15 protein-coding genes are annotated in these 23,366 nt (G+C 74.9%); 2 read left to right on the top strand and 13 right to left on the bottom strand.

Going from position 1 to position 23,366, the window contains the following annotated elements:
- Positions 1-33: 33 nt before the first annotated feature.
- The 5 genes from IE321_RS00790 to IE321_RS00770 form a co-directional block, all read right to left on the bottom strand.
- Positions 34-1,653, bottom strand: a complete 1,620-nt coding sequence (locus tag IE321_RS00790; RefSeq protein WP_226652480.1) for a flavin-containing monooxygenase — start codon at positions 1,651-1,653, stop codon at positions 34-36.
- An 11-nt stretch (positions 1,654-1,664) separates the two neighbouring features.
- Entirely contained in the window at positions 1,665-3,212 is a 1,548-nt protein-coding gene (locus IE321_RS00785; protein ID WP_190221320.1) for a FadD3 family acyl-CoA ligase, read from the bottom strand.
- A 205-nt stretch (positions 3,213-3,417) separates the two neighbouring features.
- Positions 3,418-4,866: an argininosuccinate synthase gene (gene argG, locus IE321_RS00780; protein ID WP_043222377.1), complete on the bottom strand. Its 1,449-nt coding sequence runs from the start codon at positions 4,864-4,866 to the stop codon at positions 3,418-3,420.
- Between the two features lie 90 nt (positions 4,867-4,956).
- A complete protein-coding gene (locus IE321_RS00775) occupies positions 4,957-8,043 on the bottom strand; it encodes a glycoside hydrolase family 3 protein (RefSeq protein WP_190221319.1) in 3,087 nt (1,028 codons plus the stop codon).
- 158 nt (positions 8,044-8,201) lie between these two features.
- Complete coding sequence (locus IE321_RS00770) at positions 8,202-10,112, bottom strand: ricin-type beta-trefoil lectin domain protein (protein ID WP_190221318.1); 1,911 nt, start codon at positions 10,110-10,112, stop codon at positions 8,202-8,204.
- A 227-nt stretch (positions 10,113-10,339) separates the two neighbouring features.
- On the opposite strand from IE321_RS00770, the gene IE321_RS00765 reads away from it, so the two are divergent.
- Positions 10,340-11,314, top strand: coding sequence for a PhzF family phenazine biosynthesis protein (locus tag IE321_RS00765; protein WP_226652479.1), 975 nt, complete (start codon positions 10,340-10,342; stop codon positions 11,312-11,314).
- Here the strand turns inward: IE321_RS00765 and IE321_RS00760 are convergent.
- A complete protein-coding gene (locus IE321_RS00760; protein WP_043222371.1) occupies positions 11,297-12,520 on the bottom strand; it encodes an amidohydrolase in 1,224 nt (407 codons plus the stop codon). The two genes, IE321_RS00765 and IE321_RS00760, sit on opposite strands and share 18 nt — an antisense overlap.
- A gap of 184 nt (positions 12,521-12,704) precedes the next feature.
- Here IE321_RS00760 and IE321_RS00755 point away from each other — a divergent pair, with 184 nt between their 5' ends.
- A complete protein-coding gene (locus tag IE321_RS00755) occupies positions 12,705-12,875 on the top strand; it encodes a thiazolylpeptide-type bacteriocin (RefSeq protein ID WP_030757923.1) in 171 nt (56 codons plus the stop codon).
- A 69-nt stretch (positions 12,876-12,944) separates the two neighbouring features.
- Here IE321_RS00755 and IE321_RS00750 read toward each other — a convergent pair whose 3' ends face one another.
- Genes IE321_RS00750 through IE321_RS00720 form a run of 7 tightly spaced genes read right to left on the bottom strand, consistent with a single transcriptional unit; the run spans position 12,945 to position 23,315 of the window.
- The gene (locus IE321_RS00750; protein ID WP_190221421.1) at positions 12,945-14,861 is read right to left on the bottom strand and encodes a TOMM precursor leader peptide-binding protein; all 1,917 of its coding nucleotides are present in this window, start codon (positions 14,859-14,861) and stop codon (positions 12,945-12,947) included.
- Positions 14,862-14,908: 47 nt separating this feature from the next.
- Complete coding sequence (locus IE321_RS00745) at positions 14,909-15,664, bottom strand: ABC transporter permease (protein WP_043222366.1); 756 nt, start codon at positions 15,662-15,664, stop codon at positions 14,909-14,911.
- 2 nt (positions 15,665-15,666) lie between these two features.
- Positions 15,667-16,656 carry an ABC transporter ATP-binding protein gene (locus IE321_RS00740; RefSeq protein ID WP_190221315.1) on the bottom strand — a complete coding sequence of 330 codons (990 nt, stop codon included), beginning with the start codon at positions 16,654-16,656 and terminating at the stop codon, positions 15,667-15,669.
- A gap of 48 nt (positions 16,657-16,704) precedes the next feature.
- Positions 16,705-17,811: a metalloprotease gene (locus tag IE321_RS00735; RefSeq protein ID WP_190221314.1), complete on the bottom strand. Its 1,107-nt coding sequence runs from the start codon at positions 17,809-17,811 to the stop codon at positions 16,705-16,707.
- A complete protein-coding gene (locus IE321_RS00730; RefSeq protein WP_190221313.1) occupies positions 17,808-18,929 on the bottom strand; it encodes a lantibiotic dehydratase C-terminal domain-containing protein in 1,122 nt (373 codons plus the stop codon). Before IE321_RS00730 ends, IE321_RS00735 begins: the two co-directional genes overlap by 4 nt.
- The gene (locus IE321_RS00725; RefSeq protein WP_190221312.1) at positions 18,917-21,706 is read right to left on the bottom strand and encodes a lantibiotic dehydratase; all 2,790 of its coding nucleotides are present in this window, start codon (positions 21,704-21,706) and stop codon (positions 18,917-18,919) included. Before IE321_RS00725 ends, IE321_RS00730 begins: the two co-directional genes overlap by 13 nt.
- A gap of 10 nt (positions 21,707-21,716) precedes the next feature.
- On the bottom strand, positions 21,717-23,315 hold the full coding sequence (locus tag IE321_RS00720) for a nitroreductase family protein (protein ID WP_190221311.1): 1,599 nt from the start codon (positions 23,313-23,315) through the stop codon (positions 21,717-21,719).
- Between the last annotated feature and the right edge of the window lie 51 nt (positions 23,316-23,366).

Here is a 23,366-nt window from a genome sequence, read left to right as displayed (position 1 = left end):
TGGGCACGGGGGCACGGGCGCGTCCCCGGTCCGTCACGGCCCGATCAGGTCGAACCCCTCGTAGCCGTTCTCCGCGACGCCCGCGAGGATCTCGCCGTACACCCCGAAGCCCCCGATGAACGGCATGAACACCCGGGGCTTCCCCGGGATGTTGGCGCCCAGGTACCAGGAGTCCGCCGCCGGGAAGAGGGTGGCCGCCGCCCGGTCGCGGCACTCCGCGACCCACTTCTCGACCGCGTCCTGACGGGCCTCGATCGCCCGGTGGCCGTGCGCGTCGAGGTGGCGCAGGCACGCCGCCAGCCAGTCGACGTGCTGCTCGGCGCAGAGCACCACGTTCGCCATCACGGACGGGCTGCCGGCCCCGGTCAGGCTGAACAGGTTCGGGAAGCCGTCCACGCCCAGGCCCAGATAGGTCCGGGGCCCCGCGGCCCAGTCGTCCCGCAGCAGCCGCCCGCCGCGCCCCCGCACCTCGATCCGGTCCAGGGCGCCGGTCATCGCGTCGAAGCCGGTGGCGAAGACCAGCGCGTCCAGCTCGACCAGGGTGCCGTCGGCCAGCACGACCCCCCGCCGCTCGATCCGCTCGATCGGGTTCTCGCGGAGACCGACCAGGCGGACGTCGGGCCGGTTGAACGTCTCGTAGTAGTCGGAGTCCGTGACGATCCGCTTGGTGCCGATCGGATGGTCGGTGGGGATCAGCAGGTCGGCGACGGCCGGGTCCGCGACCAGCCCCCGGACCTTCTCCTCCCAGAAGGCGCGCGCCGCGCCGTTGGCCGCCAGGTCGGTGAGCTGGTCGGGGAAGGTCTTGGAGTACAGCACCCCGCCGAGCCGCCAGCGCTCCTCGAAGGCCGCCCGCCGCTCCTCCTCGGACACCTCGAAGGTCCCCGAGGGGTGGGCCTGGTGCGGCGAGCCGCCGCCGCTGAGCCGGGCCAGCCGCCGCCGCTCGGCGTACCCGGACTTCTGCGCGGCGCGCGTCTCCTCGTCCAGGGGGCGGTTGCCGGCCGGGACGCTGTAGTTGGCGCTGCGCTGGAAGACCGTCAGGTGCGCGGCCTGCTCGGCGAGGAGCGGCACCGCCTGGATGCCGGACGAGCCGGTGCCGATGACCCCGACCCGCAGGCCCGTGAGGTCGACGCCGCCGTGCGGCCACGCACCGGTGTGGTGGGTGACACCGGCGAACTCCCCGGCGCCGGGGATGTCGGGGCGGTGGGTGGCGGACAGGCAGCCGACGGCGAAGACGCAGAAGCGGGCCGTGACGGTCTCCCCCCGGTCCGTGCGGACCGTCCAGGTGAGCGTCTCCTCGTCCAGCTCGGCCGAGCGGACCGAGGTGGCGAAGGAGTAGGCGCCGCGCAGGTCGAAGCGGTCGGCGACGTGGCCGAGGTAGCGGATGATCTCGGGCTGCGTTGCGTACTTCTCGCTCCAGTCCCACTCCTGCTGGAGCTCCTCGTCGAAGGAGTACGAGTAGTCCACGGACTCCACGTCGCAGCGGGCGCCGGGGTAGCGGTTCCAGTACCAGACCCCGCCCACGTCGTCCCCGCGCTCGAACCCGCGCACGCGCAGGCCGAGTCCGCGCAGCCGGTGCACGGCGTACAGGCCGGTGACACCCGCCCCGACGACGATCACGTCGACATCGGTGGGGGTGGTGGTGCTGTCGTTCACGTGCGTGCTCCTCATCCGCCGGCGGGGTTCCCCGCCAGCCGTCGCAGGGCGCCCTTGTCGACCTTGCCCGCCGCGTTGTGCGGGAGGGCCGGGAGCGTGTGGAAGGCGCGCGGGGCCTTGAAGTTGGCCAGGCGCTCACGGGTGTACGAGGTCAGTTCGGCGGCGTCGATCCGGGCGCCGGCCGCGGGGACGCAGTACGCCACGCCGACCTCGCCGAGCCGCCCGTCCGGGGCGCCGACGACCGCCGCGTCCAGGACGGCCGGGTGGGTCCGCAGGACCTGCTCGACCTCCGCCGGGTACACGTTGAACCCGCCGACGACGAACATGTCCTTGAGCCGGTCGGTGATCCGCAGGAAGCCGCGGTCGTCGAGGACGCCGACGTCGCCGGTGCGCAGCCAGCCGTCCGCGTCCACCGCCTCGGCCGTGGCCCCGGGGTCGTCGAGGTAGCCGCGCATCACGTGGAAGCCTCGGGTGAGGATCTCGCCGGGCTCCCCGGGCGGGGCGTCGACGCGCAGCTCCGTGCCCTCCAGGGCGGTGCCGGAGGTGTGGGCGAGCGTCTCGGGCGACTCGTGCGGCGGGCAGATCGCCACCACCCCGGTCGACTCGGTCAGGCCGTAGGCGGTGGAGACGGACCGGGCGCCGAGGCAGGTCCTGATCTGCTCGATGAGCGCGGTCGGGATGTTCGCCGCGCCGGTGACCGCCATGCGCATCGCGCTCAGGTCGTACGAGGCGCGGTCCGGGTGGTGGATGAGCGAGGTGAAGACGGTGGGCGCCCCGGTGAGGACGGAGATCCGCTCGTCCCGCATCCGGGCGAGGACAGTCTCCGGGTCGAAGACCGGCTCGGGGACGATCGTCGCCCCGTGCAGCAGACAGGCGAGGACGCCCGCCTTGTAGCCGAAGGTGTGGAAGAAGGGGTTCACCAGCAGGTAGCGGTCGCCGCGCCGCAGGGTGACCGTGCGGGCCCAGGCGTCGTACACGCGCAGGTTCTGGCCGTGTCCGGTGGGGACGCCCTTGGGCCGGCCGGTGGTGCCGGAGGTGAAGAGGACGTCGGCCGGGTCGTCGGGGCGGACGGCCGCCGAGCGGGCCAGTCGCTCCGCCGTCGTCACCCGGTCCGCGGCGGCCAGGAACTCCGGCCAGTCCTCCGCGTGCAGGGCCACCGTCCGCTCCAGGTCCGGCAGTTCCTCGCCCGACTCGGCGAGCAGCGCGCGGTAGTCGGTGCCCAGGAAGTCGTGCTCGGTGAAGAGCAGCCTGGCGCGGGAGCGGCGCAGGATGTCGGCGGTCTCGGCCGCCCGGTAGCGGGTGTTGACGGGGACGAGGACGCCCCCGGCGGCCACCGCGCCGAGCGCGGCCACCACCCACCGGGCGCTGTTCGGTGCCCACACGGCGACGGCGTCGCCCGGGCGCAGTCCCCGCGCGATCACCGCCCGGGCCGTCTCGTCGACGCGGTCCCGCAGCTCCCGGAAGGTCCAGCGGTCCTCGCCGAGGACGAGGGCCTCCGCGTCACCGTAGGTCTCGGCCGCCCAGTCCGCGAGCCCGGCCAGGGTCTCAGCGCCCCTCATGTTCCGTCACGCCCTCCTCGCGGGCCCGCCCCCGTCCGGGGCGCGGGCGTGGATCCACAACGGGAGGGAGCCTCGCAGGGAGGGGCCGCCGGGCGCAGGAGCGGTTTCCCGCTCACCGGGAAGGCGCGGCGGGAACCGCCGGGAACGCCGGAGGAGGGGCGGCTCGGGCCGCCCCTCCTCGGGTGTCGCTCGGGTGTGCCGGAGACTAGTCGGTGCCGGTCTCCATGGCGGCGCGGTCGAGCGCCGTCTCCTCGCTGTCGGGGGTCTCGCCGCGCGAGGCGATGACCTCGGCGCCGCCCTCGGTGAGCGAGCCGATGAGCCCGGTGGCGGCGGCCTGCGCGGCGCCGAGGGCGGGGCTGCCGGAGCCGATGAGGCCGATGCCCGCGTACTGCTCCAGCTTGGAGCGGGAGTCGGCGATGTCGAGGTTCCGCATGGTCAGCTGGCCGATCCGGTCCAGCGGGCCGAAGGCGGAGTCCTCGGTGCGCTCCATGGACAGCTTGTCCGGGTGGTAGCTGAAGGCCGGGCCGGTGGTGTCGAGGATCGAGTAGTCCTCGCCGCGCCGCAGCCGCAGGGTGACCTCGCCGGTGACGGCGGCGCCGACCCAGCGCTGGAGCGACTCGCGGATCATCAGCGCCTGCGGGTCCAGCCAGCGGCCCTCGTACATGAGGCGGCCGAGCCGGCGGCCCTCGTTGTGGTACTGGGCGAGGGTGTCCTCGTTGTGGATGGCGTTGACGAGCCGCTCGTAGGCGGCGTGCAGCAGCGCCATGCCGGGGGCCTCGTAGATGCCGCGGCTCTTGGCCTCGATGATCCGGTTCTCGATCTGGTCGGACATGCCCAGGCCGTGCCGGCCGCCGATGGCGTTGGCCTCCATGACCAGGTCGACGGCGGAGGCGAACTCCTTGCCGTTGATGGTGACGGGCCGGCCCTGCTCGAAGCCGATCGTCACGTCCTCGGGGGCGATCTCGACGGACGGGTCCCAGAACCGCACGCCCATGATCGGGTCGACGGTCTCGACGCCGGTGTCCAGGTGCTCCAGGGTCTTCGCCTCGTGGGTGGCGCCCCAGATGTTGGCGTCGGTGGAGTACGCCTTCTCGGTGGAGTCGCGGTAGGGGAGGTCGTGGGCGACGAGCCACTCCGACATCTCCTTGCGGCCGCCGAGCTCGGTGACGAAGTCGGCGTCCAGCCACGGCTTGTAGATCCGCAGGTGCGGGTTGGCCAGCAGGCCGTAGCGGTAGAACCGCTCGATGTCGTTGCCCTTGAAGGTCGAGCCGTCGCCCCAGATCTGGACGTCGTCCTCCATCATCGCCCGCACCAGGAGGGTGCCGGTGACGGCGCGGCCCAGCGGGGTGGTGTTGAAGTAGGCCCGGCCGCCGGAGCGGATGTGGAAGGCGCCGCAGGTGAGCGCGGCCAGTCCCTCCTCGACCAGCGCGGCGCGGCAGTCGACCAGGCGGGCCACCTCGGCGCCGTAGGTCTGGGCGCGCCCGGGCACCGAGGCGATGTCGGGCTCGTCGTACTGGCCGATGTCGGCGGTGTACGTGCAGGGGACCGCGCCCTTGTCACGCATCCACGCGACCGCGACGGAGGTGTCGAGACCACCGGAGAAGGCGATGCCGACGCGCTCGCCGACGGGAAGGGAGGTGAGAACCTTGGACATGGCAATAGTATGCATGAATCTGCATGGCTATGCAACGTCAGAGGGTCCAGCAGCCGGTCCCCGGAGGGAGTCGGCCACCGGACCCCGTGCTCAGCCGGCCGCCCGGTAGGCCGCGGTCAGACGCGCCACCGCGCCCGCCGGGTCACCGGACAGCAGCCGGTGGTCGGCCTCGGCGAACGGCTTCGCCACCGCCTCCGTGACCTCCTGCCCGATGCGATCCTGCACCAGCAGCCGGGCCCGGGCCACCAGGCGCCGCGCCTCGGGTGAATCGCCCCGCCCGGCGGCCTGGAGCACCCGGGCCGCCAGCCCGAGCGCCTTCAGCGTGGCCTCCCCGCCCCTCGGCGCCTCCGTCAGGGTGGTGAGCCCCCAGCCGTACGGGTACTGCGGGGCGTACGAGGCGTCCCCGACGTTGATCGGCAGCTGGGCCTCCGACCGGGGCCAGGTCACCGGCAGCTGCCCGGTGAAGGGCTTGCGCCCGTAGAGCACGTCCGCGACGCCGTCGCCCTCCGTGCCCGGCAGCCAGGACGCCACCAGCGCGTCGATCCCCGGCAGCAGGTCGCCGACCAGCTGCGGCCGCCCCGAGACGACGAGCACCGCGCACGGCATCGCCGCGCAGACCCGGTCCACCGCCGCCCGGTCGGCGGCGCTCAGCTCCAGGTCGTGCCCGTTCCCGACGTCCCCGACGCCCTCCGCGTACGGCGTCTCGCCGACCACGACCACCCCCGCGTCGTACCCCTCGACCGGCGCGGAGGCGTCCTTCGACCAGGTGAGCCCGGGCGCGGTCTTCCGCATCCCCTCCAGGATCGTGGTGCCGGTGGTCCGCCGCCCGGAGCCGCCCTGCCAGCTGATCGTCCAGCCGCCGGTCTGGTTGCCCAGGTCGTCGGCGTTCGAGCCGGCCACGTAGACCTTCTGCGACGCCTTCAGCGGCAGCACCCCGCCGTCGTTCTTCAGCAGCACCTGCGAGGCGGCCGCGGCCTCGCGGGCCACCGCCCGGTGCTCGGCCGAGCCGACCGAGGGGAGGTGGGTGGTGTCCGCGTACGGCTTCTCGAAGAGTCCGAGCCGGAACTTCTGCGTGAGGATCCGGGACACGGCGTCGTCGATCCGCGGGGCCGGGATCCGACCCGCCTCGACCTCGGCGACCAGGGTCCGGGTGAAGTCCTGGTAGTTCGTCGGCACCATGATCATGTCCAGGCCGGCGTTGACCGAGGTCCGCACGTCGCTCGGGTAGTCGCCGGGGATCTGGTCGATGGCCTGCCAGTCGCTGATGACGAAGCCCTCGAAGCCCATCCGGTCCTTGAGCACGCCGTTGATCAGCTCGGCGTTGGCGTGCATCTTCACCGGGCCGAGGTCGTCCCCGATGACGTCGACCGAGGAGTACGAGGGCATCACCGTGCCCGCGCCCCGCTTCACGGCCTCCGCGAACGGGGCCAGGTGCACCGCCTCCAGCTCCTCGCGGGTGACCCGGGTGACGCCCTGGTCGATCGTGTACGAACCCGTCGTCGACGAGCCGAACTCCGTGCCGCCGTCGCCCACGAAGTGCTTGGCGCTGGTCAGCACCTTGTCGTTCCGGTCCAGGTCGCGCCCGTCGGCCGCGCCCTGCATGCCCTGGATGACCGTCTCCATCGCGGTCACCAGCGCCGGGTCCTCGCCGAACGCCTCGTAGGACCGGCCCCAGCGCTCGTCCCGCGACACGCACAGACACGGCGCGAAGTCCCACGGGACGCCGGTCGCCCGCACCTCCTTCGCCGTCACGGCGCCGGTCCGCGCGGCGAGGCCGGGGTCGCGGGAGGCGCCGATGCCGACGTTGTGCGGCATGATCGTCGCCCCGGCCACGTTGTTGTGCCCGTGCACCGCGTCCACGCCGTAGACCAGAGGGATCTGGAGGCGGGTGGCGCGGGTCCGCAGCTGGTAGCCGTCGACCATCCGCGCCCACGCCTCGGGCGTGTTGGGGGAGGGCACCGAGCCGCCGCCGGAGAGCAGCGAGCCGAGCGCGTACCCCGCGATGTCGCCGGGCGCCCGCAGGGCGTTCCGTTCGGCCTGGGTCATCTGCCCGGCCTTCTCCGCCAGGGTCATCCGGGACAGCAGGTCGGCCACCCGCCGCTTCACCGGCAGCCGGGCGTCGAGGTACGGCAGCCCGTGCGCGTCCACCACGACGACCGGGTCCTCGGCGGGGGCCTTCGCCCCCTCGACGGTCAGCCGCACCGGGATCGCCTCGGCCTCCTCTCCGGACCGGTCCCGCACCGTCTCCACGGTGATCGAGCGGGTGGTGCCCGAGGGCGTCCCGGCCGGGAAGACGAGGCTGCCGGCCACCGGCCGGTAGTCCTTCCCCGCCTCGGCGGGCCCGTCGTCGTCGGTCGCGTACGTGACGGTGACCGGCTGGTCCGTGGGCGCGGCCCCCGTGGTGTTCAGGGTGACGTCGATCCGGGCGGCGGAGCCCTCCGCCACCGGGTGCACGGCGGCCCCCGTGACCACCTGGGCGGTCAGCGCCGGATCGGCCTTCCCGTACAGCTCGACCCCGTCGAGCGCGAAGGAGCCCGGCGCGCCCGTCGGCAGCGTCAGCGCGTACCCCCACATCCGGTCGAGGCCGAGGACCTGGTCGATGCCGCCGACCGGCTGGTAGTCGGCGCGGTAGGCGAAGGACGAGAAGGGCAGCTCGACCAGGTGCCAGCCCTCCCAGTCGTCGGTGAAGGAGGTCGTCCACAGCTCGGACGCCTCGCCGTTCGCGCCGCCGTCCTTGAGCTCGAAGTTGATCCGCTTGCCCGAACCGGGCGGCAGCGGCGCGGTGTTCTGGCCGTACCACCAGAAGCGGATGCCCCGGTGGGCGGTCCAGTCCTCGGCCGGCTCGTCGAAGGCGAAGTCGTGGGTGAAGCCGCCCCAGGCGCTGATGTCGTAGCGGCCTTCGAGGACCTTGTCGCCCTCGGGGGCGTCGGCCCGCTCGGCGAGCGCGAGCGCCGGATGGTCGTCGGCGTCGCCGCCCCAGGTGAAGATCCCCTCGGCGGGCGGCCCCGCGAAGGGCACCTCGCCCTCGAAACGGTCGACGGCCCGGGGCGGCGGCTCGTCGTCCGCGCCGGCGGCGCTGCTGGGGCCGGCCCCGACGAACCCGGCGATCAGCGCGGTGACGGCGGTGGCGGCGACCCCTCGGGCGCGCGCTCTCCTGCGGTGGTGCGGGTGCGGCATGCGGTGCTCCTGAAGACGGAGGTGCGGGGGAGGCGGGAGCGGGGGCGTGGCGCCCCGGCCCCCGCGGGTGGGGACCGGATCGGTCGGGACCGCCCCGGACGGGACCGGATCGGGCCGGACCGGTCCGGGGCGGACCGGCCGTGGTGGGCCGGGCCGGGTCAGGACGCCTGGTGGGTCCACTTCTGGTTGGCGCCGCCGGTGCAGGTCCAGATCTGTGCCCGGGTGCCGTCGGCGGAGGAATTGCCGGTCACGTCCAGGCACTTGTCGGCCGCGGCGTTCACCACGTCGTGGGTGACGGGGTCGTACCGCCACCGCTGGGCGCCCGTGCCGTTGCAGGTGTACAGCTGCACCTTGGTGCCGTCGGCGACCGCGCCGCCGGCGACGTCGAGGCACTTGCCGAGCGCCCGCACGCTGCCGTCGGCGGCGAGCGTCCACCGCTGCGCCGCGGTGCCGTTGCAGCCGTGGAGCTGGACGGCGGTGCCGTCGGCGGTCGCTGCCCCGGCCACGTCCAGGCACTTGCCCGCGAGCCCGGTCAGCGTTCCGGCCGGCGCGCCGCCGCCCGGCGTCCCGGACCAGGTGAAGGTGGCGGTGGTGTGCGCCGGGAGGCTGTACGTGAAGGACTGGCCGCCCCAGTCGACGCGGACGGACTGCGCGGAGCCGCCGCGGTTGTGCGCGATGAGCGCCTTGGAGCCGTCGGGGTTGCGCCAGGCCACGTTCTGCACGGTGGCGTTGTCGGTGGAGGCGATCCGGTACGCGCCCGGCCGCACGAACTTGGTGAGGTGACCGGTCGTGTAGTACTCGACGGTGTAGTCGACCTGCCCGGCCCGCGGGCCGCCCTCCTGCACGGTGACGAGCCCGGTGCAGGTGCCGCAGCCGCCGTTGTGCGGGCCCATGTCCTGGTTGAGCGCCAGGCTCCACTTGACCAGGCTGCTGCTCCAGTTGCGGGCGTAGGAGACGATGTCCTTCAGGTCCTCGTCGTGCTGGTTGCCGATCCAGGTGCCGCCAGAGTGCTCGGTGCTGAACTGCCGCACCCCCGGGTACTGATCGTGGACCTGGCTGCCGACGGCGGGGTCGCCGAAGTAGCCGTGCCAGGCGATGCCGCCGAAGAGCGGGTCGTTCCGGACGCCCGCGTCACCGAGGATCCCCGCGCCGAAGTTCGCGTAGTCGCCGTAGTTCCAGTCGTGGACGAGGACCTTGGTGGTGAGGCCGGCGGCGCGCAGGGCCGGGTAGAGGTGGTTCTTGGTGAACTCGACGAGCCCGGAGGGGTTCCAGCTCATGCCGGGGTAGTTCATGGCGGTGGGGTTCCCCGCCTGGCAGCAGTTGGGCTCGTTCTGCACGGAGAGGTAGTCGACCCTGACCCCCGCCGCCTGGTAGCTCTGGAGGTACTTCACCAGGTACTGGGCGTAGGTGGGGTAGTGCTCCCACTTGAGCCAGCCCATCTGGTCCATCCGGCCGTTGTCCTTCATCCAGCCGGGGGCGCTCCACGGCACGCCCTTGACCCGCAGCCCCGGGTTGAGCTGCCTGGCCTGCGCGGTGAGCAGCCGCACGTTCGTGTCGTAGCCGTTGGCGCCGAAGTCGTTCAGGTCGCAGCAGGTGTCGTCGAGGGAGACGTTGCCCGGCCGGGAGAGGTCCGAGGCGCCGATGGGGTTGCGGACGAAGGAGAGTCCGATGCCGTCGGTCGGCGAGAAGAGCCGGCGCATCACCTCGTCGCGGGTGGCGGCGCTGATCGCCCCGCCGCGCAGGAGGTGGGCGGTGGTGTCGGTGATCGAGGCGCCGCCGCCCTCGAACTGCTGGTAGGTGGTGGACTCGTCGACGGTGATCGTGTGGGTCGCCCCGCCGCCGGCGGGGCCGAAGGCGAGCGGGGCCTGGGGGGCGAGTCCCCGCGTGACGGTGCGTCCTCCGGCGTCGGAGGTGGTGGTCAGCCAGACGTCCACCCGCTCACCGGCCGCCTGCGCGGTGCCGGGCGAGGTGAGGACCAGGCCGGTCGCCACGAGGGCGCCGGTGAGGAGGGCGGCGAGCGAGCGGGGTCGCGCCCGGTCGCGCGCACCCCGCAGAAGATTGAGCTGCACCTGACAACCCTTTCGTCGAGGCGGTGCCGCGGTGCCGTACGGACCCGGCCCGCCCGGGCCCGTACGTGTCCCGCAAAGCGGCAAGCCTTTTATCAAGCTGTGAACTTATGGAGGCGTCCGGCCCCCGTCAACCCCTCCCGCCTCCAACTCCCGAAGCGGGGAGCGGGTGTTGCGCCCCTTCCGGCCATCCCGGGCCGGCGAAGCGTTCGGGAGGTTACGGTGAACGGGTGACGCGATCCCTCGCCCTCGTCCGGGCCTGCACGCGAGCGGACGAGGGAGGCAGCCCGACCGCCGTCGTCATCGAACCGGACGCCGTCGAGGGGGCATCGGCGGACGGTGACCGGGGGCGGACCCGGTCGCCCGGGGGCACCACGCCCCGGGAGGGAGCGCCCGGCGACGACGCCCGGCACCCCCGGGTCCCGCCGCTCACCGACGCCGAGCGGCGTCGGATCCCCCTGCGCACCGGAGCCTCCCACGCCGTCTTCGTCTCCCCGCTCCCGCCGGACGCCACCGGCGCCCCGGCCCACGCCCTGCGCTTCTTCACCACCGAGGGCGAGCTCCCCGCCTGCGGCCACGGAACCATCGCCGCGATCGCCCGTCTCGCCCACCGCACGGGCACGTTCGACGGCGTCCTGCGCACCACCGACCGCGTCTTCGCCGCCCGCGCCCGTCCCGCGCCCGGAGGGCTGATCCACGCCGAGTACGCCCCCGGCCCCGTGGAGCTGCGGCCGCCGGACCCCGCCGCGTACGGGCTCCTCCTGCCCGCCCTGGGGCTCGGCGGCCGCCCCGCGGGCCCGGCCCGCGTCGCCTCCGTCGGACGGCCCCGGCTGCTGCTCCCGATGTCGAACCGCGCTGAACTCATATCGCTGGAACCGGACTTCGTCCGGCTGCGGGCCGCCTGTGACGCGCTCGGACTGCTCGGCGTCTACGCCTACGCGGGGCCGGACCGGGACGGGCGGGCGGCCGCCCGGATGTTCGCCCCCTCCATCGGCGTCGACGAGGACATCGCCAACGCCAACAGCACCGCCTGCCTCGCCGCCCACCTCGCGGGCCCCGTCCCGCTCTCCCTCACCGTCGACATGGGCGACTCCCTCGGCCACCCGGCCACCCTCACCGCCACCGCCCGCACGGGCCCCGGCGGCCCCCGCGTGCGCCTGGGCGGCACCGCCGTCGTCGGTCCACCGCTACCCCCGCGGCTCTGAACCGCCCGGATCCGCCAGCCGGTTCCGTGCCGCCGCCGCCAGGGCCGCGATCGCCGGGGGCAGCGCAGAGCGGACCTCGGGAGCGAAACGCGGGGAGTGGTTCGGGGGGACCCGGCCGCCGTGGGCGGACCACTGGCGGGGCCCGGCGACCCCCGTCATCCAGTACACCAACGGGACCTCGCCCGCGCCGCCGTACAGCGCGAAGTCCTCCGACGCGGCCGACGGGGGCCAGTCCACCACCCGCTCGGGCCCGAACAGGGCCGTGTGGGCGGCGCGGACCGCCGCCGTCTCCCCGGGCGCGCCCCACAGGGCCGGAGCGCGGGACACCGCCACCACGTCGGGGTCGCGCGGGCAGGCCGAAGCGGCGCACTCGGCGCGGACGATCCGCTCGGCCGCCGTCAGCGCCCGCTCCAACGACTGCTCGGTCGGCGCCCGCACGCCGATGCCGAGGGATGCCGTGGCGGGCACGACGTTCACCGCCGTGCCCGCCCGCAGGGTTCCCACCGTCAGCGTCACCTGTTCGCCGGGCACGGCCTCCCGGGACACCACCGTCTGGAGCCGCAGCACGATGGCCGCCGCCGTCACCACCGGGTCCACGGCGAGGTGCGGCGTCCCCGCGTGTCCTCCGCGCCCGTGCACGGTCACCTCCAGGGCCGCGCTCGCCGCCGTCACGGGGGCCCGGGGCGTCCCGTGGGCCACCATCCCGGCCGGCAGCGGCGCCGCGTGCTGGGCCAGGACCACGTCGGGGGTGCCGAACCGTTCGTACAGGCCGTCCGCCAGCATCGCCCGCGCCCCCGTCAGCGTCTCCTCCGCCGGCTGTCCGACCACCACCAGCGTCCCCCGCCAGTCCGCTGCCGTCCGGGACAGCAGCTCCGCCGCGCCCACCGCCGCGGCCAGGTGCAGGTCGTGGCCGCAGGCGTGCATGGCGCCGTTCCCGCTCGCGTACGGCAGCCCCGTCTCCTCCTCCAGCGGCAGGGCGTCCAGCTCCGCCCGCAGGTAGACGCGCGGCCCCGGGCCGTTGCGCAGGACCCCGACGACGCCGTGGCCGCCGACGCCCGGCGTCACCTCCAGGCCGAGCGCCGCCAGCCGGTCGCCGAAGACCCGGGCCGTCCGCGCCTCCGCGCCGGACACCTCCGGTGACGCGTGGACGTCCAGATAGAGGGTGAGCGCGGAGCGGAGCACCGCACGGTCGGGGTACGGAGACACGCGGGTCTCTCCTTCGGTCGGGGTCGGGGTCGGTCGGGTCGGGCCGGGTACGCGCGGGCGTGCCGCTGGCGCCGCGTGCCAGCGAAGTGCCAGCGGACGGCGGGCCGAACGGTGAGCGGAGGGCGCTGGAATGGGGTCACGCCCGGCGGCCCCGCCCAGGAGCCGCGGACCTTGAGGAGGCACCATGAACAAGGACCTGAGCACCCTCGCCGACGAGATCCTGGAGCTGGAGGCCGAGACCTTCGAGATCTCCGACTACTCGGACGCCAGCGAGGTCGTGCTGGCCGGCTCCACCAGCACCAGCTCCACCTCGACGTGCAGCTCCACCACCAGCACCACCTCCTGCTCCGCCTGACCCCTCGTCGGGTGCGGCACGCGCCCGGTGTCCGTCGTCCCACGGACACCGGGCGCGCCCGCGTTCCCGCTACGGGAAGGGGTGCGGCACCCGGTGGACCTCGGAGTCCGTCAGGTCCGCCGCCCGGTGCCCGCCGCGCCGCAGCGCGGTCCGCAGCCGCGGCAGCGACGGCGCCCGCTGACGGTTCCAGCCGAAGTCGATGGGCAGCAGCCCCGGCACCAGCGTGCTGACCGTGCGCAGCCCCATCCGCTCCTGCTCCGGCGTCGTCTGGTCCACCACGATCACGTCGTGGCCCGCGCCGGCCAGCGCGTCCGTCACCGCCCGCAGGTCGTCCCGCAGGTCCAGCGTCGCCGGCCGCCCCGACGCCTCCCACTCCCGGTAGGTCTCCCCGAAGGAGCGCACCGCCGGCGGCGTCAGGAAGGCCCGCGCGTGCTCCGCCATCCGCGGCAGCCCGTACAGCTGGGCGTGGTCCTTCAGGTGCCGCACCAGGAAGAAGTCGTCCGCCATCGCCTCCAGTTCGGCCCGTCGCTCGTGGGTCTGCCGGGAGAGGTGCGGGATGTAGGTGAGGACCTCCGAGAGGGCCCCCTCCACGGCCGCGCGCGGATCGAGCGAGGCCGCGGCGGCGAAAGACAGCAGTCCCGGGCCGCCGTCGCGGCGCACCGCGACCGCCGTCACCACCGGCACCGGCAGGTCGATCCGGTGATCGAGGGCGTGCACGTCGTAGCCCTGGAGCGCGGCCCGCTCCGTCATCGCCGCCGCCCGCCCGCCGACCGTCGCCAGGTCGATCGCCGGCAGTCGGGCCGCGCCGTACCAGGCGTTCAGGAAGGCGTCCCGCTCCACCAGTTCGAGCAGGCCGCCGAGCACCGCCTCCTCCAGGCTCCCGCCGATGGCGCAGCCGTTGGAGCACTCGAAGACGAAGTTGTCCGCCTGGAGGCCCGCGCTGTAGTAGACCAACCGGGACGGCACCAGGACCGGCCGCGCGTCGCGCAGCGACCACCCCCACTCCCACGGGATGGCCCGGTCCGGGTCGAACGGGTCGACCAGCGGGTCCTCGCGGTAGGTGCGCGCGTCGTAGAAGCCGCACTCCGCCGGATCGACCGCTCGGTCCCGCAGCTCGTTCCACGAACCGACGACAGGGAGGCGCGGGGCGCGCCGGTGGGTGCCCGCGTACCGTTCCAGCCCCTCCAGGAAGGCCAGGGTGCGGCTGGTCGCGAAGGCGTTCTCCTGCCCGCTCCAGGTCACGTCGTTGAGCCCCGCGTAGCCGCGCACGAAGACGCTGCCGGCGACCGGCGCGGTCGTCGGCGAGGTGACGCTCAGCCAGGTCCCGCCGCCGAGTGCCCCGCAGACCGGATTGGCCAGCGCGTCCTCGGGGATCGGGTACGCGCCGGCCGGCCGCAGCCGGTAGGAGCCGGGGCTCGCCTTCCGCCGCTCCACCAGGTCGAGGCGGCGCGGCGCGGCGGGCTCCGGGGCGGGGGCGCAGTCCGGGCAGAGCGGGTCGGCGAGCAGCGGGTACGTCCGCACCGCGAGCGTCTCCAGGTCGACCCGGGTCACCTGGGGAAGCGCGCGGTCCGCCGCCCGAGGGGCCGGCGGTTCGGCGCCCGGCCCGGCCAGGACCGCCGACCAGACCGCCGCCACCGCGTCGAAGACGTGCGGGGTGAGCAGCGGCCAGGCGCCGGCCGGACGGGGGCTCTGCGGGCCTCCGGTCTCCAGGGCGTCGCGCTCGCTCCGGCTGCGCAGCCGCTGCCAGCGCAGGGCCAGACAGCGCCCGCAGGCGGGAGCGGTGCCGTCGCCGCCCCAGGGGCCGACGAGGACGGCGGAGGCGGTGAGGTGGACCCGGGCTCCGGCCCGCTCGGCGGCCCACGGGTCGGGCGCGCCCGGCCCGCCGAGCGGCACGGCGACGTCGGTGACGCCGACCGGCACCACCGGCACGTCGGTCCCGAGCCGGCCGGCCAGCGCGGCCCGCAGCTCGCCCCGGGCCCGGTCCATCGGCGCTTCGGCCGGGGGCTGATCGGGCCGCTCCGTCGTGGGGGCGCTCACGAGGACCTCGTCCAGCGGAAGGTCTTCATGGCGACCGCGCCGAAGACGACCGCGAAGGCGAGCAGCCCGGCGCAGCCCACCAGGACGTCGGAGGAGTCGCCGCGTCCGGCGAGCGCGTGCGAGACGGCGTCGTTGAGGTAGCGCAGCGGCATCACCAGGGACACCGTCCGGAGCCACTCCGGCATCGAGTCGAGCGGGAAGAAGGAGCCCGAGAGGAACGCCATCGGCAGCATCAGGAAGTTGGCGACCGCCGCCACCGACTCCGGGGTGTCCGCGAACGAGCCGATGATCACCCCGAGGAGCAGGAAGGTGGTCACCCCCAGCGCCAGCACGGGCACCAGCAGCGGCCAGCCGGACGCGGGTTCGAGCCCGAAGACCGGCAGCATCGCGACCCCGACGAACAGCAGCGACTGCACGGCGCCGACCACCAGCGCGATCGCGTAGCGGGAGCCGATGACCGCCGTCAGCGGCGCGGGCGACATCCGGATCAGCCGCAGGATGTCGTCCGACCGCCACTGCATCAGGGTGAAGGCGATCCCGAAGACGGCGGCGTTCGCCACGCCCCACGACAGGACGCCCGCCGCCGTGTACGAGAGGTAGGACAGTCCGCTCTCCTCCACCGCCTGGCCCTTGAAGATGAGGCCGAAGACGACGAGGAAGAGCAGCGGGAAGGCGAAGGTGAAGAACAGGGTGGTCCGGTCGCGGACCTGGGCCCGGTATCCCGCCCCGGTCAGTGCGGTGTAGGCGCTCATGGTCACGGCTCCGTGGTCTCGGCGGTCGTCGCGGCGGTGCCTGCGGCTTCGGCGGGCCGGGCGGTCAGGTCGAGGTAGACGTCCTCCAGGCTCGCGGTACGGGTCTGCACCCCGTCCAGGCCCGCGATCCGGTCGACGGCGGTGAGCACCGGCCCGACGGCGTGGGTCTCCAGGACGAGCGAGCCGCCCTGGGCGCTGACCCGCTCCACGCCCTCGATCGCCCTGGCGGTCGCCTCGTCGAGGCGGCCTTCGGGCAGCAGCACCCGGCTCGGCGCGCGCGAGGCGCCGACCAGGCGGTGCGGGGAGTCCGTCACCGCGATCCGGCCGTCCACCAGGATCGCGATCCGGTCGCACAGCTCCTCGGCCTCGTCCAGGTGGTGGGTGGTGTAGACGATCGTGCGGCCCGCCGCCTTCAGCCCGCGCAGCACCTCCCACAGGGCCCGGCGGGCCTGCGGGTCGAGCGCGGCCGTCGGCTCGTCCAGGAAGATCAGCTCCGGTGCGTGGACGAGGGCGGAGGCGATGGCGAGCCGCTGCCGCTGCCCGCCCGACAGGCTCTCCACCCGCACGTCGCGCTGCCCGGTGAGCCCCACCGTCTCCAGCGTGGCGTCGACCGCCGTCCGCGGCGCCCCGTAGAGCGCGGCGACCGTGCGCAGGTGCTCGTGCGCGGTCTGCCGGACGAAGAAGGCGGAGGACTGCGTCTGCACGCCGATCCGGGGGAGCAGCGTCGTGTCCCGGGGCCAGGGGGAGCGGCCGAACAGGGCGACCGTGCCCGCGTCCGCCCGGCGCAGCCCCTCCATGATCTCCACCAGGGTCGACTTTCCGGCCCCGTTGGGCCCGAGCAGTCCGAAGAACTCGCCCTGGCGGATCTCCAGGGTCACGTCGTCGACGGCGAGCCGGTCGCCGTACCGCTTGGAGACTGCCTCGACGCGGACGGCGGGGGCCGGCGGGCCGCCCGGGGCGGTGGTTGCTGGCATGGCCTGTACCTCACTCATGTGGTGCGCGGTCCTTCGGTCGGGAGGGCGGAGGTGCGGGGTCGCGGTTCACCGCGACAGCAGGAACAGCAGGGTGGCGGTGGCGGTGGCGGCGAGCGCCACGAGGAGCACCGCCCCGGTCGCGTACGCGGTGTAGAGCCGCCGGGCCCGGGGCGGGTAGGAGGCCACCGCCCGTGCCCCGCCGCTCCGGCGCAGGGCCAGATAGGCGCGGGTCTCCGGGGCGAGCCGGGCGGTGCCGAGGGCGTGTCCCAGCATCCGGTAGCCGTCGAGCGGTGGCAGCGGCACCAGATTGCCGAGCCCCTGCACGGTGCCGAGCAGCAACAGGCCCGCGACGAAGGGGCGTTCGGGAGTGCCGGCCGGCAGCAGCGGCCACCACACGCCGAAGGGCAGCAGCAGCACCATGTTGAGGTGGGCGCCCGCCCCGGCGATCACCAGCTTCGCCCGCAGGCCCGGCAGGAACAGGTAGTCGTCCACCGTGCAGTAGAGGAGCGCGGCCGGCAGCCGCCACTTCAGCCCGATCTCGGCGACCCGGCCGCCGTAGTGCTGGGCGGCGACCCCGTGGGCCAGTTCGTGCACGGTGATGCTCAGCCACAGGAAGACCGCGATCCCGGCGAGCGCGGCCGGCTGCCGGGTCAGCCCGCCCGCCGCCGCGATCAGCGGCCCGGCCTGCCAGGCCAGCAGCACGAGCAGCGCCAGGACGGCCGCGCACAGCGGCAGTTGGACAGCCGGACCCAGCAGCGGCCGCAGCAGCCGGTGGAGCCGGGCGGTGGTCGCGTCCGCATCCCGCACCAGCGGGCGGGTGCCCCGCCACACCGAGTTCGGCGGCGGCGCCTGCGGCGCGGGCGCGACCGGGTCGGGCGCGCCGACGAGCAGGCCCCGGGTCCCGAGCAGCCCCAGCAGCCGCGTCCAGTGCTCCTCGCCGAGCCGCCGCCCGAACCGCTGCGCGTACGCGGGCGCCAGATCGTCCAGGTTCCGCGTCCCGTCGAGCCGCGCGATCAGGAAGTACTCCTTCTCCCCGACCTCGAACGCCGCCCCGGTGACCGGGTGCCGGATCAGGTGCACCGTCCGGGGCCCGCGCAGCAGCGCCGGACTGAACCGCACCCCGGGCCGCAGCGCGGGCCGGTGGGCGCGGGCCGCGGCGGAGGCCGCCGTCACGGGCCCACCCCCGCCCCCGCCGCGTGCGGCACGCCCTCGCGCAGCACCCGCCCGAGCACGAACGACAGGTACGCCTCGTCCCGGATCGTCACGTGCAACCGGTTGTTGGTCATGTGCATGTAGGGGGAGAGGAGCCGGGGCAGGACCGCCGACACGTCCGTCAGCGGTACCAGCGGAGCCGCGTCCGCCGGCTCCGGCCGCTCTTGCCCGGTGTCCTCGCGCGCCGGCCCCTCCCACACCGGGAAGGCCAGCTCGCCGCGGCCCGTCAGCTCCTCCACCCGGGACCGCAGCTCCAGGCAGTGCTCCGCCCAGCCCCGCAGGAACGACGGCAGCCGCCCCAGCTCCCGCGACCCGACCGCGGCGCGGACCGCGGCGAACCGGCGCCCGAGCGAGGGGGCGAGCTCCGCGTAGCCGCGCTCGTACTCCTCCGAGCCGATGAAGCCGGTGTCGGGGAACGCCCGGTGCCAGAAGCGGTAGTAGCCGTCGAGGTAGGCGGCGAGCCGGTCGTCCTCCGGCAGGAAGCAGCTCGCCATCACCATCATCAGCTGCGCCGAGGTGCCCAGCAGCACCGTCCTCAGGTGCAGGTTCATCGTGCGGAAGGCGTCCACCACCAGCTCGCTGGAGTGCCGGAAGTGCCACTCGGCCAGCTCCACGCCGGCCGGGCCGCCGTACTTCGCGTACTCGGGGGCGTACGGCTCCTCGCGGAAGGTGTTGTTGGGGCGCAGCCGCATCCGGCCGTCCTCGCCCATGTACCGGCCGCGGTCCTCGCCGGGGAACTCGATGTCGAACAGCGCGTCGTAGAAGTCCTTCAGGAAGCCCGAGTCCACCTCGTACAGCGCCGGCCGGCCCTTCAGGAAGGCGGTCAGCGCCTCTTCGGCCCGTCGCCGCACCTCCGGCACCGCCGCCGCGCTCGACGGCCGCAGCCGCAGCCGCACGTGCGGCCCCTCCAACCAGTAGTTGAGGAAGAAGTGCCCGGCGAGCAGTCCGTCCTCGGACAGCCGGGCGACCAGCGGACGGACGCAGTCCACCAGGAGCGGGCGCGGGCTGGCCGCGTAGAACACGTGCAGCGCCAGCCACGGTCCCGGCGCGGTGGCGGGCGGGGCGGTCAGTTCCGGCATGTCGGGCCGTCCTCGATAGGGGTGCGGGGGAAGGTGAAGGTCTCCACGGCCAGTTCGGCCACGTGCCGGCCGCGCCCGGAGACGAGCTGGAGCCCGTCCTCGGCCGGCAGCGCCTCGCGCAGCACCACGGCGGCACCCGGCTCCCGGTCGAGCCGGGCGTCGAAGGCGGCCAGCGACAGCGGGCTCGCGAAGTCCACGTACAGCGGCTTCGCGCCCGGCACCCGCCGCCCGTCCCGCAGCGGCGTCGCGAAGACCCGGTCCGGCAGCCGGTGGGCCCGCTGCCAGCGCCGCCACTCCAGCCACCAGGCCGCCTCCTCGCCACCGGGCCGGCGCACCGGCAGCACGGCGGTGTCCGCGGTCCACGCCCGCCGGGCCAGGACGACGTCCCCGTGGACCACCCGCGGCCTGCGGGTCACCCCCTCGACCGCCGGGCCCGCCGGCACCCCGCCCCACACGTCGGCCGGGGCCATGGTGCTCGGCGACAGCAGGAGCAGCGTCCGCGGGATCTCGGGCAGGGCCACCGGCACCAGATAGCCGAGGTACACGGGGATCACCCGCCGGCCGAGCCGCCGCGAGCGCAGCACCAGCCGGTCCGTCTCCTCCTCGTGCACGAGGAAGAGGTCGTCCAGATCGATCCGCGCCTCCTCCGGCACCGTCGACGTCTCCCCGGGACACACGATCTGGTGGTCCGTCAGGCGTCCGTGCAGATTGAGGTTGCTGGTCACCGGTCCGCCGGTCAGCTCCGCGAAGACCGCGCCCTCAGGCTGCCGCGTCCGCGACTCCTCCCGAAGCCTCCCGGACAGCCCGGCCGCCCCGTCCCCGTCGTACACGTGGGTGAAGCGGCTGAACGGGAAGGCGAGGCCGCCGTACGAACGGTTGAGCACCACCCGGTGCCCGCCGCCTTCGGCCAGGTCGAACTGGAGGTGATGGCTCTGCGGGACGAAGTCGGGCGCCAACGGCGCGAGTTCGTCCGCCACACCGGTCAGCAGCTCCTCCGTCAGGCGAAGTTCCTCCGCCTCGCCGTCCCGCTCCCACGCCGCCCGCATCCCGGCCGCGAACCGTCTGCGGGCCTCGTCCAGGCTCCGCATCGCGGGCTGCCCGAGCCAGTTCTCCTCCGGCGCGTACGCGCCGTCCGCGTCGAAGGGGACGCGCTGCGCGGTGAAGGACAGGTACTGGTCGAACAGGTCCTCGTGGAAGTCGTGGACGAGCCCGAGCAGATCGTCGCAGCGCCCGCCCCGCCCGTACCGGGCGAGGAAGAAGCCGTGCAGCGTCACCCGGTGGGGGAGCGTCAGGTCGAACAGCGGCAGGACGCCCTCGACCCGGCGCAGCGCCCGCCCCGTCTCCCCGCCCAGCAGCCCCGCGTCGGCCGTCACCGCCTCGCCCGCGCTCACGTCCTCGTACACGAGCGTCTGCGGCAGCGCCGGGTCCGCCGCGCCCAGCCCCCGCAGCACGTCGAGCAGCCGCTCCCGCAGCGAGCGCAGCAGCGTCCGCCGCTCGGCGAGCCCCGCCGCGGGGTAGGCGGCCAGGCAGGCGGCGGGCGCCTCCAGGCCGTCCGCCACCGCGTCCGCCCACGCCAGGCCGAGCCCCCGCAGCGACTCCTGGAAGGAGCGCAGCGGGTCGGGGCTGTGCACGTCGGTCCGCAGGGACGGGACCTGCACCATGCCGAGCTGGAGCAGCGCCGCCGCGTACCGCTCGCAGTCCGCCGGGTCCGCCCCGTGCTCCTCGCGCAGCCACCCGACCAGGTCCCGGTGGCGCGGCGCGTCCCGTTCCCCGAGGAAGGCCAGCAGTCGCTCCAGGGTCCCGCTGCCGCGCAGGTAGAACAGCCGGTCGCGGACGGCGTCGAAGGTGACGGCGGCGCTGTCGTCGCCCGCGGTCACCGACTGGCGGACGTACCGGATCCGGTCCTCGTCCCGGTCCCAGCCGGGGGAGAGGACGACGGGCAGATCCTGCCGCCGCACCGGATCGGCCAGGATCAGCTCGGCGATCCGCGCGAGCGCCACCACCGTCAGCCGCACGTGCCCCGACCAGTCCTCCCCGATGCGCAGCTCCCCCGTGCCGACGGCACCGGAGGCACCGGTGTCCGGCACCCCGGGAGCGACGGCACCCGACGCGAAGACGCCGGAGGCGACCGGCGTCAGCGTGCTGAACGGGCTGGTCTTGCACGCGGTCCGGTACAGGTAGGTGAGCGCGGACCGCTCGATCTTCCGCATCCGCCTGCCCGGCTCGGCCGCCGGGTCCGCGAGGTACGCGTCGAGCCGCGAGTCCAGTGTCGGCGAGGCGAGCAGCAGCCCGTGCCGCAGCCGGTCCTCGGTGAGCGCCGACTTGAGCGCGGCCCGCGCCCCGCGCATCTCGGCCGCCAGCAACTCCGCTCCCTCCGCCAGCAGTTCGCCGTGACGGAGGCGCTCCTCCAGCCATGCCCCGGTGCGGGCTCCGGTCCCCGCGTCCAGCGCGGTGACGAGCCGCCGCGCCGCGTCCGGGTCGGCGGGCAGCCGGTTGTTGAAGACCTGTCGGCGCAGGGCGAGGAGGGCGCGGCGGGTCTCGGCGCCGACCGCGTCGGCGGCCTCGACCAGGCCGTGGAGCCGGTCGCTCAGCGCGGTGCCCTCGGCCGTGAGCCGGGCCTCGTGCGCCAGGACCTCGTCGGCCCAGGCCAGGGCGCGCGGACAGCGCAGCCCCCGGACGGTCTCGACCGGCAGGCCCGCGGCCCGCAGCAGGAACCGCCGGCCCACCTCCCAGCCGGTCCGCGGCGGCGCGGCGGCGGACGTCGTCGTCGGTGTCATCGCGGCCCCCTCAGGCGATCTCGTGGCGGAAGTCGGCCGGCGAGGGCCGTTCGTGGCCGAGCGGCATGATCAGCAGCGGCGCCTCCTCGGTGCCGGCGAGGCCGAGCCGCTCCACGAACGACACGTTGTCGAAGCCGAGCGCCACGCCCGCCCCCACCGACAGGGCCGAGGCGGCCAGGTAGAAGGTCTGGGCGACGGCGCCGGCGGTGCCGACGGCGATCCGGTAGCCGCGGCCGCCGACGGCGTCCAGGACGGCCGTGGTGCGCACCGTCGGCACCAGGACGGCGCCGGCCCGCTCCAGGTCGTAGTTGGAGAGGAAGTAGTTCGCCTGGAGGAAGTCGCCCTGCGCGCCCGGCACGACGAGCGCCAGCTCGCGCCGGCCCGGGTCGTAGGCGTAGGCCCCGGGCTCGATCCCCTCGACGTGGTTGACGAAGACGTACAGCCGCACCAGCGGAGCGTCCTCCGGGGTTCCGGCCTCGCCGCCCAGCGAGGTGGCGGCGCAGGCCGCGAGGACCGCCGACAGTTCGGCGGACGTCACCGGCCGGGCCGCGTCGAACCGTCCGAAGCTGGAGCGGCGTCGGCGCAGCACCGGCCGCACCGGCACGCCGGGCAGGGCGGGGGCGGGCAGCGGCACCGGGTCGCCGTGCGCGGGCAGCGGCCGGACGGCGGCCGCCGCGAGCGCCCCGGGCGCGGGCCGCGCCGAGGCACCGGCCACGGTGGCCGCGTGCATGGCCCGCACGGTCGGGAAGCCGATGACGGTACGGGACCGCTCAAGGTCCCGGTGCCGGACGGCGGGATCGGGCTCCGCCGCGGTCGCCGCCGCCGCGGCGGCCCCCTCCCAGCGCAGCGGCACCACCGCGAAGACCGACTCCTCCTCGCTCCCGGCGCCGAGCAGCCGGTTCAGCCGGGGCTCGTCGAACCAGAAGACCGGGGCCACGCGCAGCCCGTGCGCGGCGGCCCAGACCTGCCACGTCCCGAGGAGGGTGCCGACGTCCGTGCACACCACGTGGAAGCCGAAGCTGTTGTACTTGAAGGCGGTCTGCCAGTACTTGACGGAGAGCAGCAGGTAGTGGTCGCTCTCCCGCGCCTCGGCCGGGGCGTCGGCCCCCAGCGCGTGGCGGACCCGCGCCGTGACGTCTCCGGTGAGCAGCCGCTGCACGGAGTGCCGTCGCACGTCGTAGTGGTGGAGGCCGGGGGTGAGCGGGCCGGAGGGGCCCGAGGCCCAGTGCACGGCCACCGGGTAGAGGCCGCCGCCGCCCGCGGTGCCGCGCGACCAGTTGGCGTGGGGGTACAGCGGCAGTCCGGGCAGGTCGCTGTTGGCCTGGATGCCCAGCCGGCGACCGGTCAGGCCGTAGGAGTCCTTGAGCATCGCGGACAGCAGCGGCAGCGTGAAGCCGGCGTGCGCCGCCGGGCCCGGGGCGGGCAGGAGTCCGGCGGCGGCGGGGCCGTCGCCGGGGCCGTCGCCGTCCGGCAGGGCGTACGGCTCCGGGCCCGGGTAGAACTTCCCCTTGCGCGGGGCGTCCGGCCAGTCCGGGACGAAGTCGGCGGGTTCCATCGGGACGCGGCCGCGGTGCAGCACGGCGTCGGCGTACTCGTGGGCGTACCCCATGGGGTCGGACCCCTTTCGGAGGTTCGGAAGGCGTGCGGGACGGGCCGGCCG

The sequence above is a fragment of the Streptomyces hydrogenans genome (assembly GCF_014656075.1).
In the GTDB taxonomy this organism is placed as follows: domain Bacteria; phylum Actinomycetota; class Actinomycetes; order Streptomycetales; family Streptomycetaceae; genus Streptomyces; species Streptomyces hydrogenans.
This window is presented reverse-complemented; position numbering and strand designations above follow the sequence as displayed.

Excerpts from the sequence above, each read along its gene's own strand:
- IE321_RS00785 (WP_190221320.1), bottom strand. The coding sequence starts at position 3,212 with ATGAGGGGCGCTGAGACCCTGGCCGGGCTCGCGGACTGGGCGGCCGAG.
- argG (WP_043222377.1), bottom strand. The coding sequence starts at position 4,866 with ATGTCCAAGGTTCTCACCTCCCTTCCCGTCGGCGAGCGCGTCGGCATC.
- IE321_RS00775 (WP_190221319.1), bottom strand. The coding sequence starts at position 8,043 with ATGCCGCACCCGCACCACCGCAGGAGAGCGCGCGCCCGAGGGGTCGCC.
- IE321_RS00755 (WP_030757923.1), top strand. The coding sequence starts at position 12,705 with ATGAACAAGGACCTGAGCACCCTCGCCGACGAGATCCTGGAGCTGGAG.
- IE321_RS00750 (WP_190221421.1), bottom strand. The coding sequence starts at position 14,861 with ATGGACCGGGCCCGGGGCGAGCTGCGGGCCGCGCTGGCCGGCCGGCTC.
- IE321_RS00745 (WP_043222366.1), bottom strand. The coding sequence starts at position 15,664 with ATGAGCGCCTACACCGCACTGACCGGGGCGGGATACCGGGCCCAGGTC.
- IE321_RS00740 (WP_190221315.1), bottom strand. The coding sequence starts at position 16,656 with ATGAGTGAGGTACAGGCCATGCCAGCAACCACCGCCCCGGGCGGCCCG.
- IE321_RS00730 (WP_190221313.1), bottom strand. The coding sequence starts at position 18,929 with ATGCCGGAACTGACCGCCCCGCCCGCCACCGCGCCGGGACCGTGGCTG.
- IE321_RS00725 (WP_190221312.1), bottom strand. The coding sequence starts at position 21,706 with ATGACACCGACGACGACGTCCGCCGCCGCGCCGCCGCGGACCGGCTGG.
- IE321_RS00720 (WP_190221311.1), bottom strand. The coding sequence starts at position 23,315 with ATGGGGTACGCCCACGAGTACGCCGACGCCGTGCTGCACCGCGGCCGC.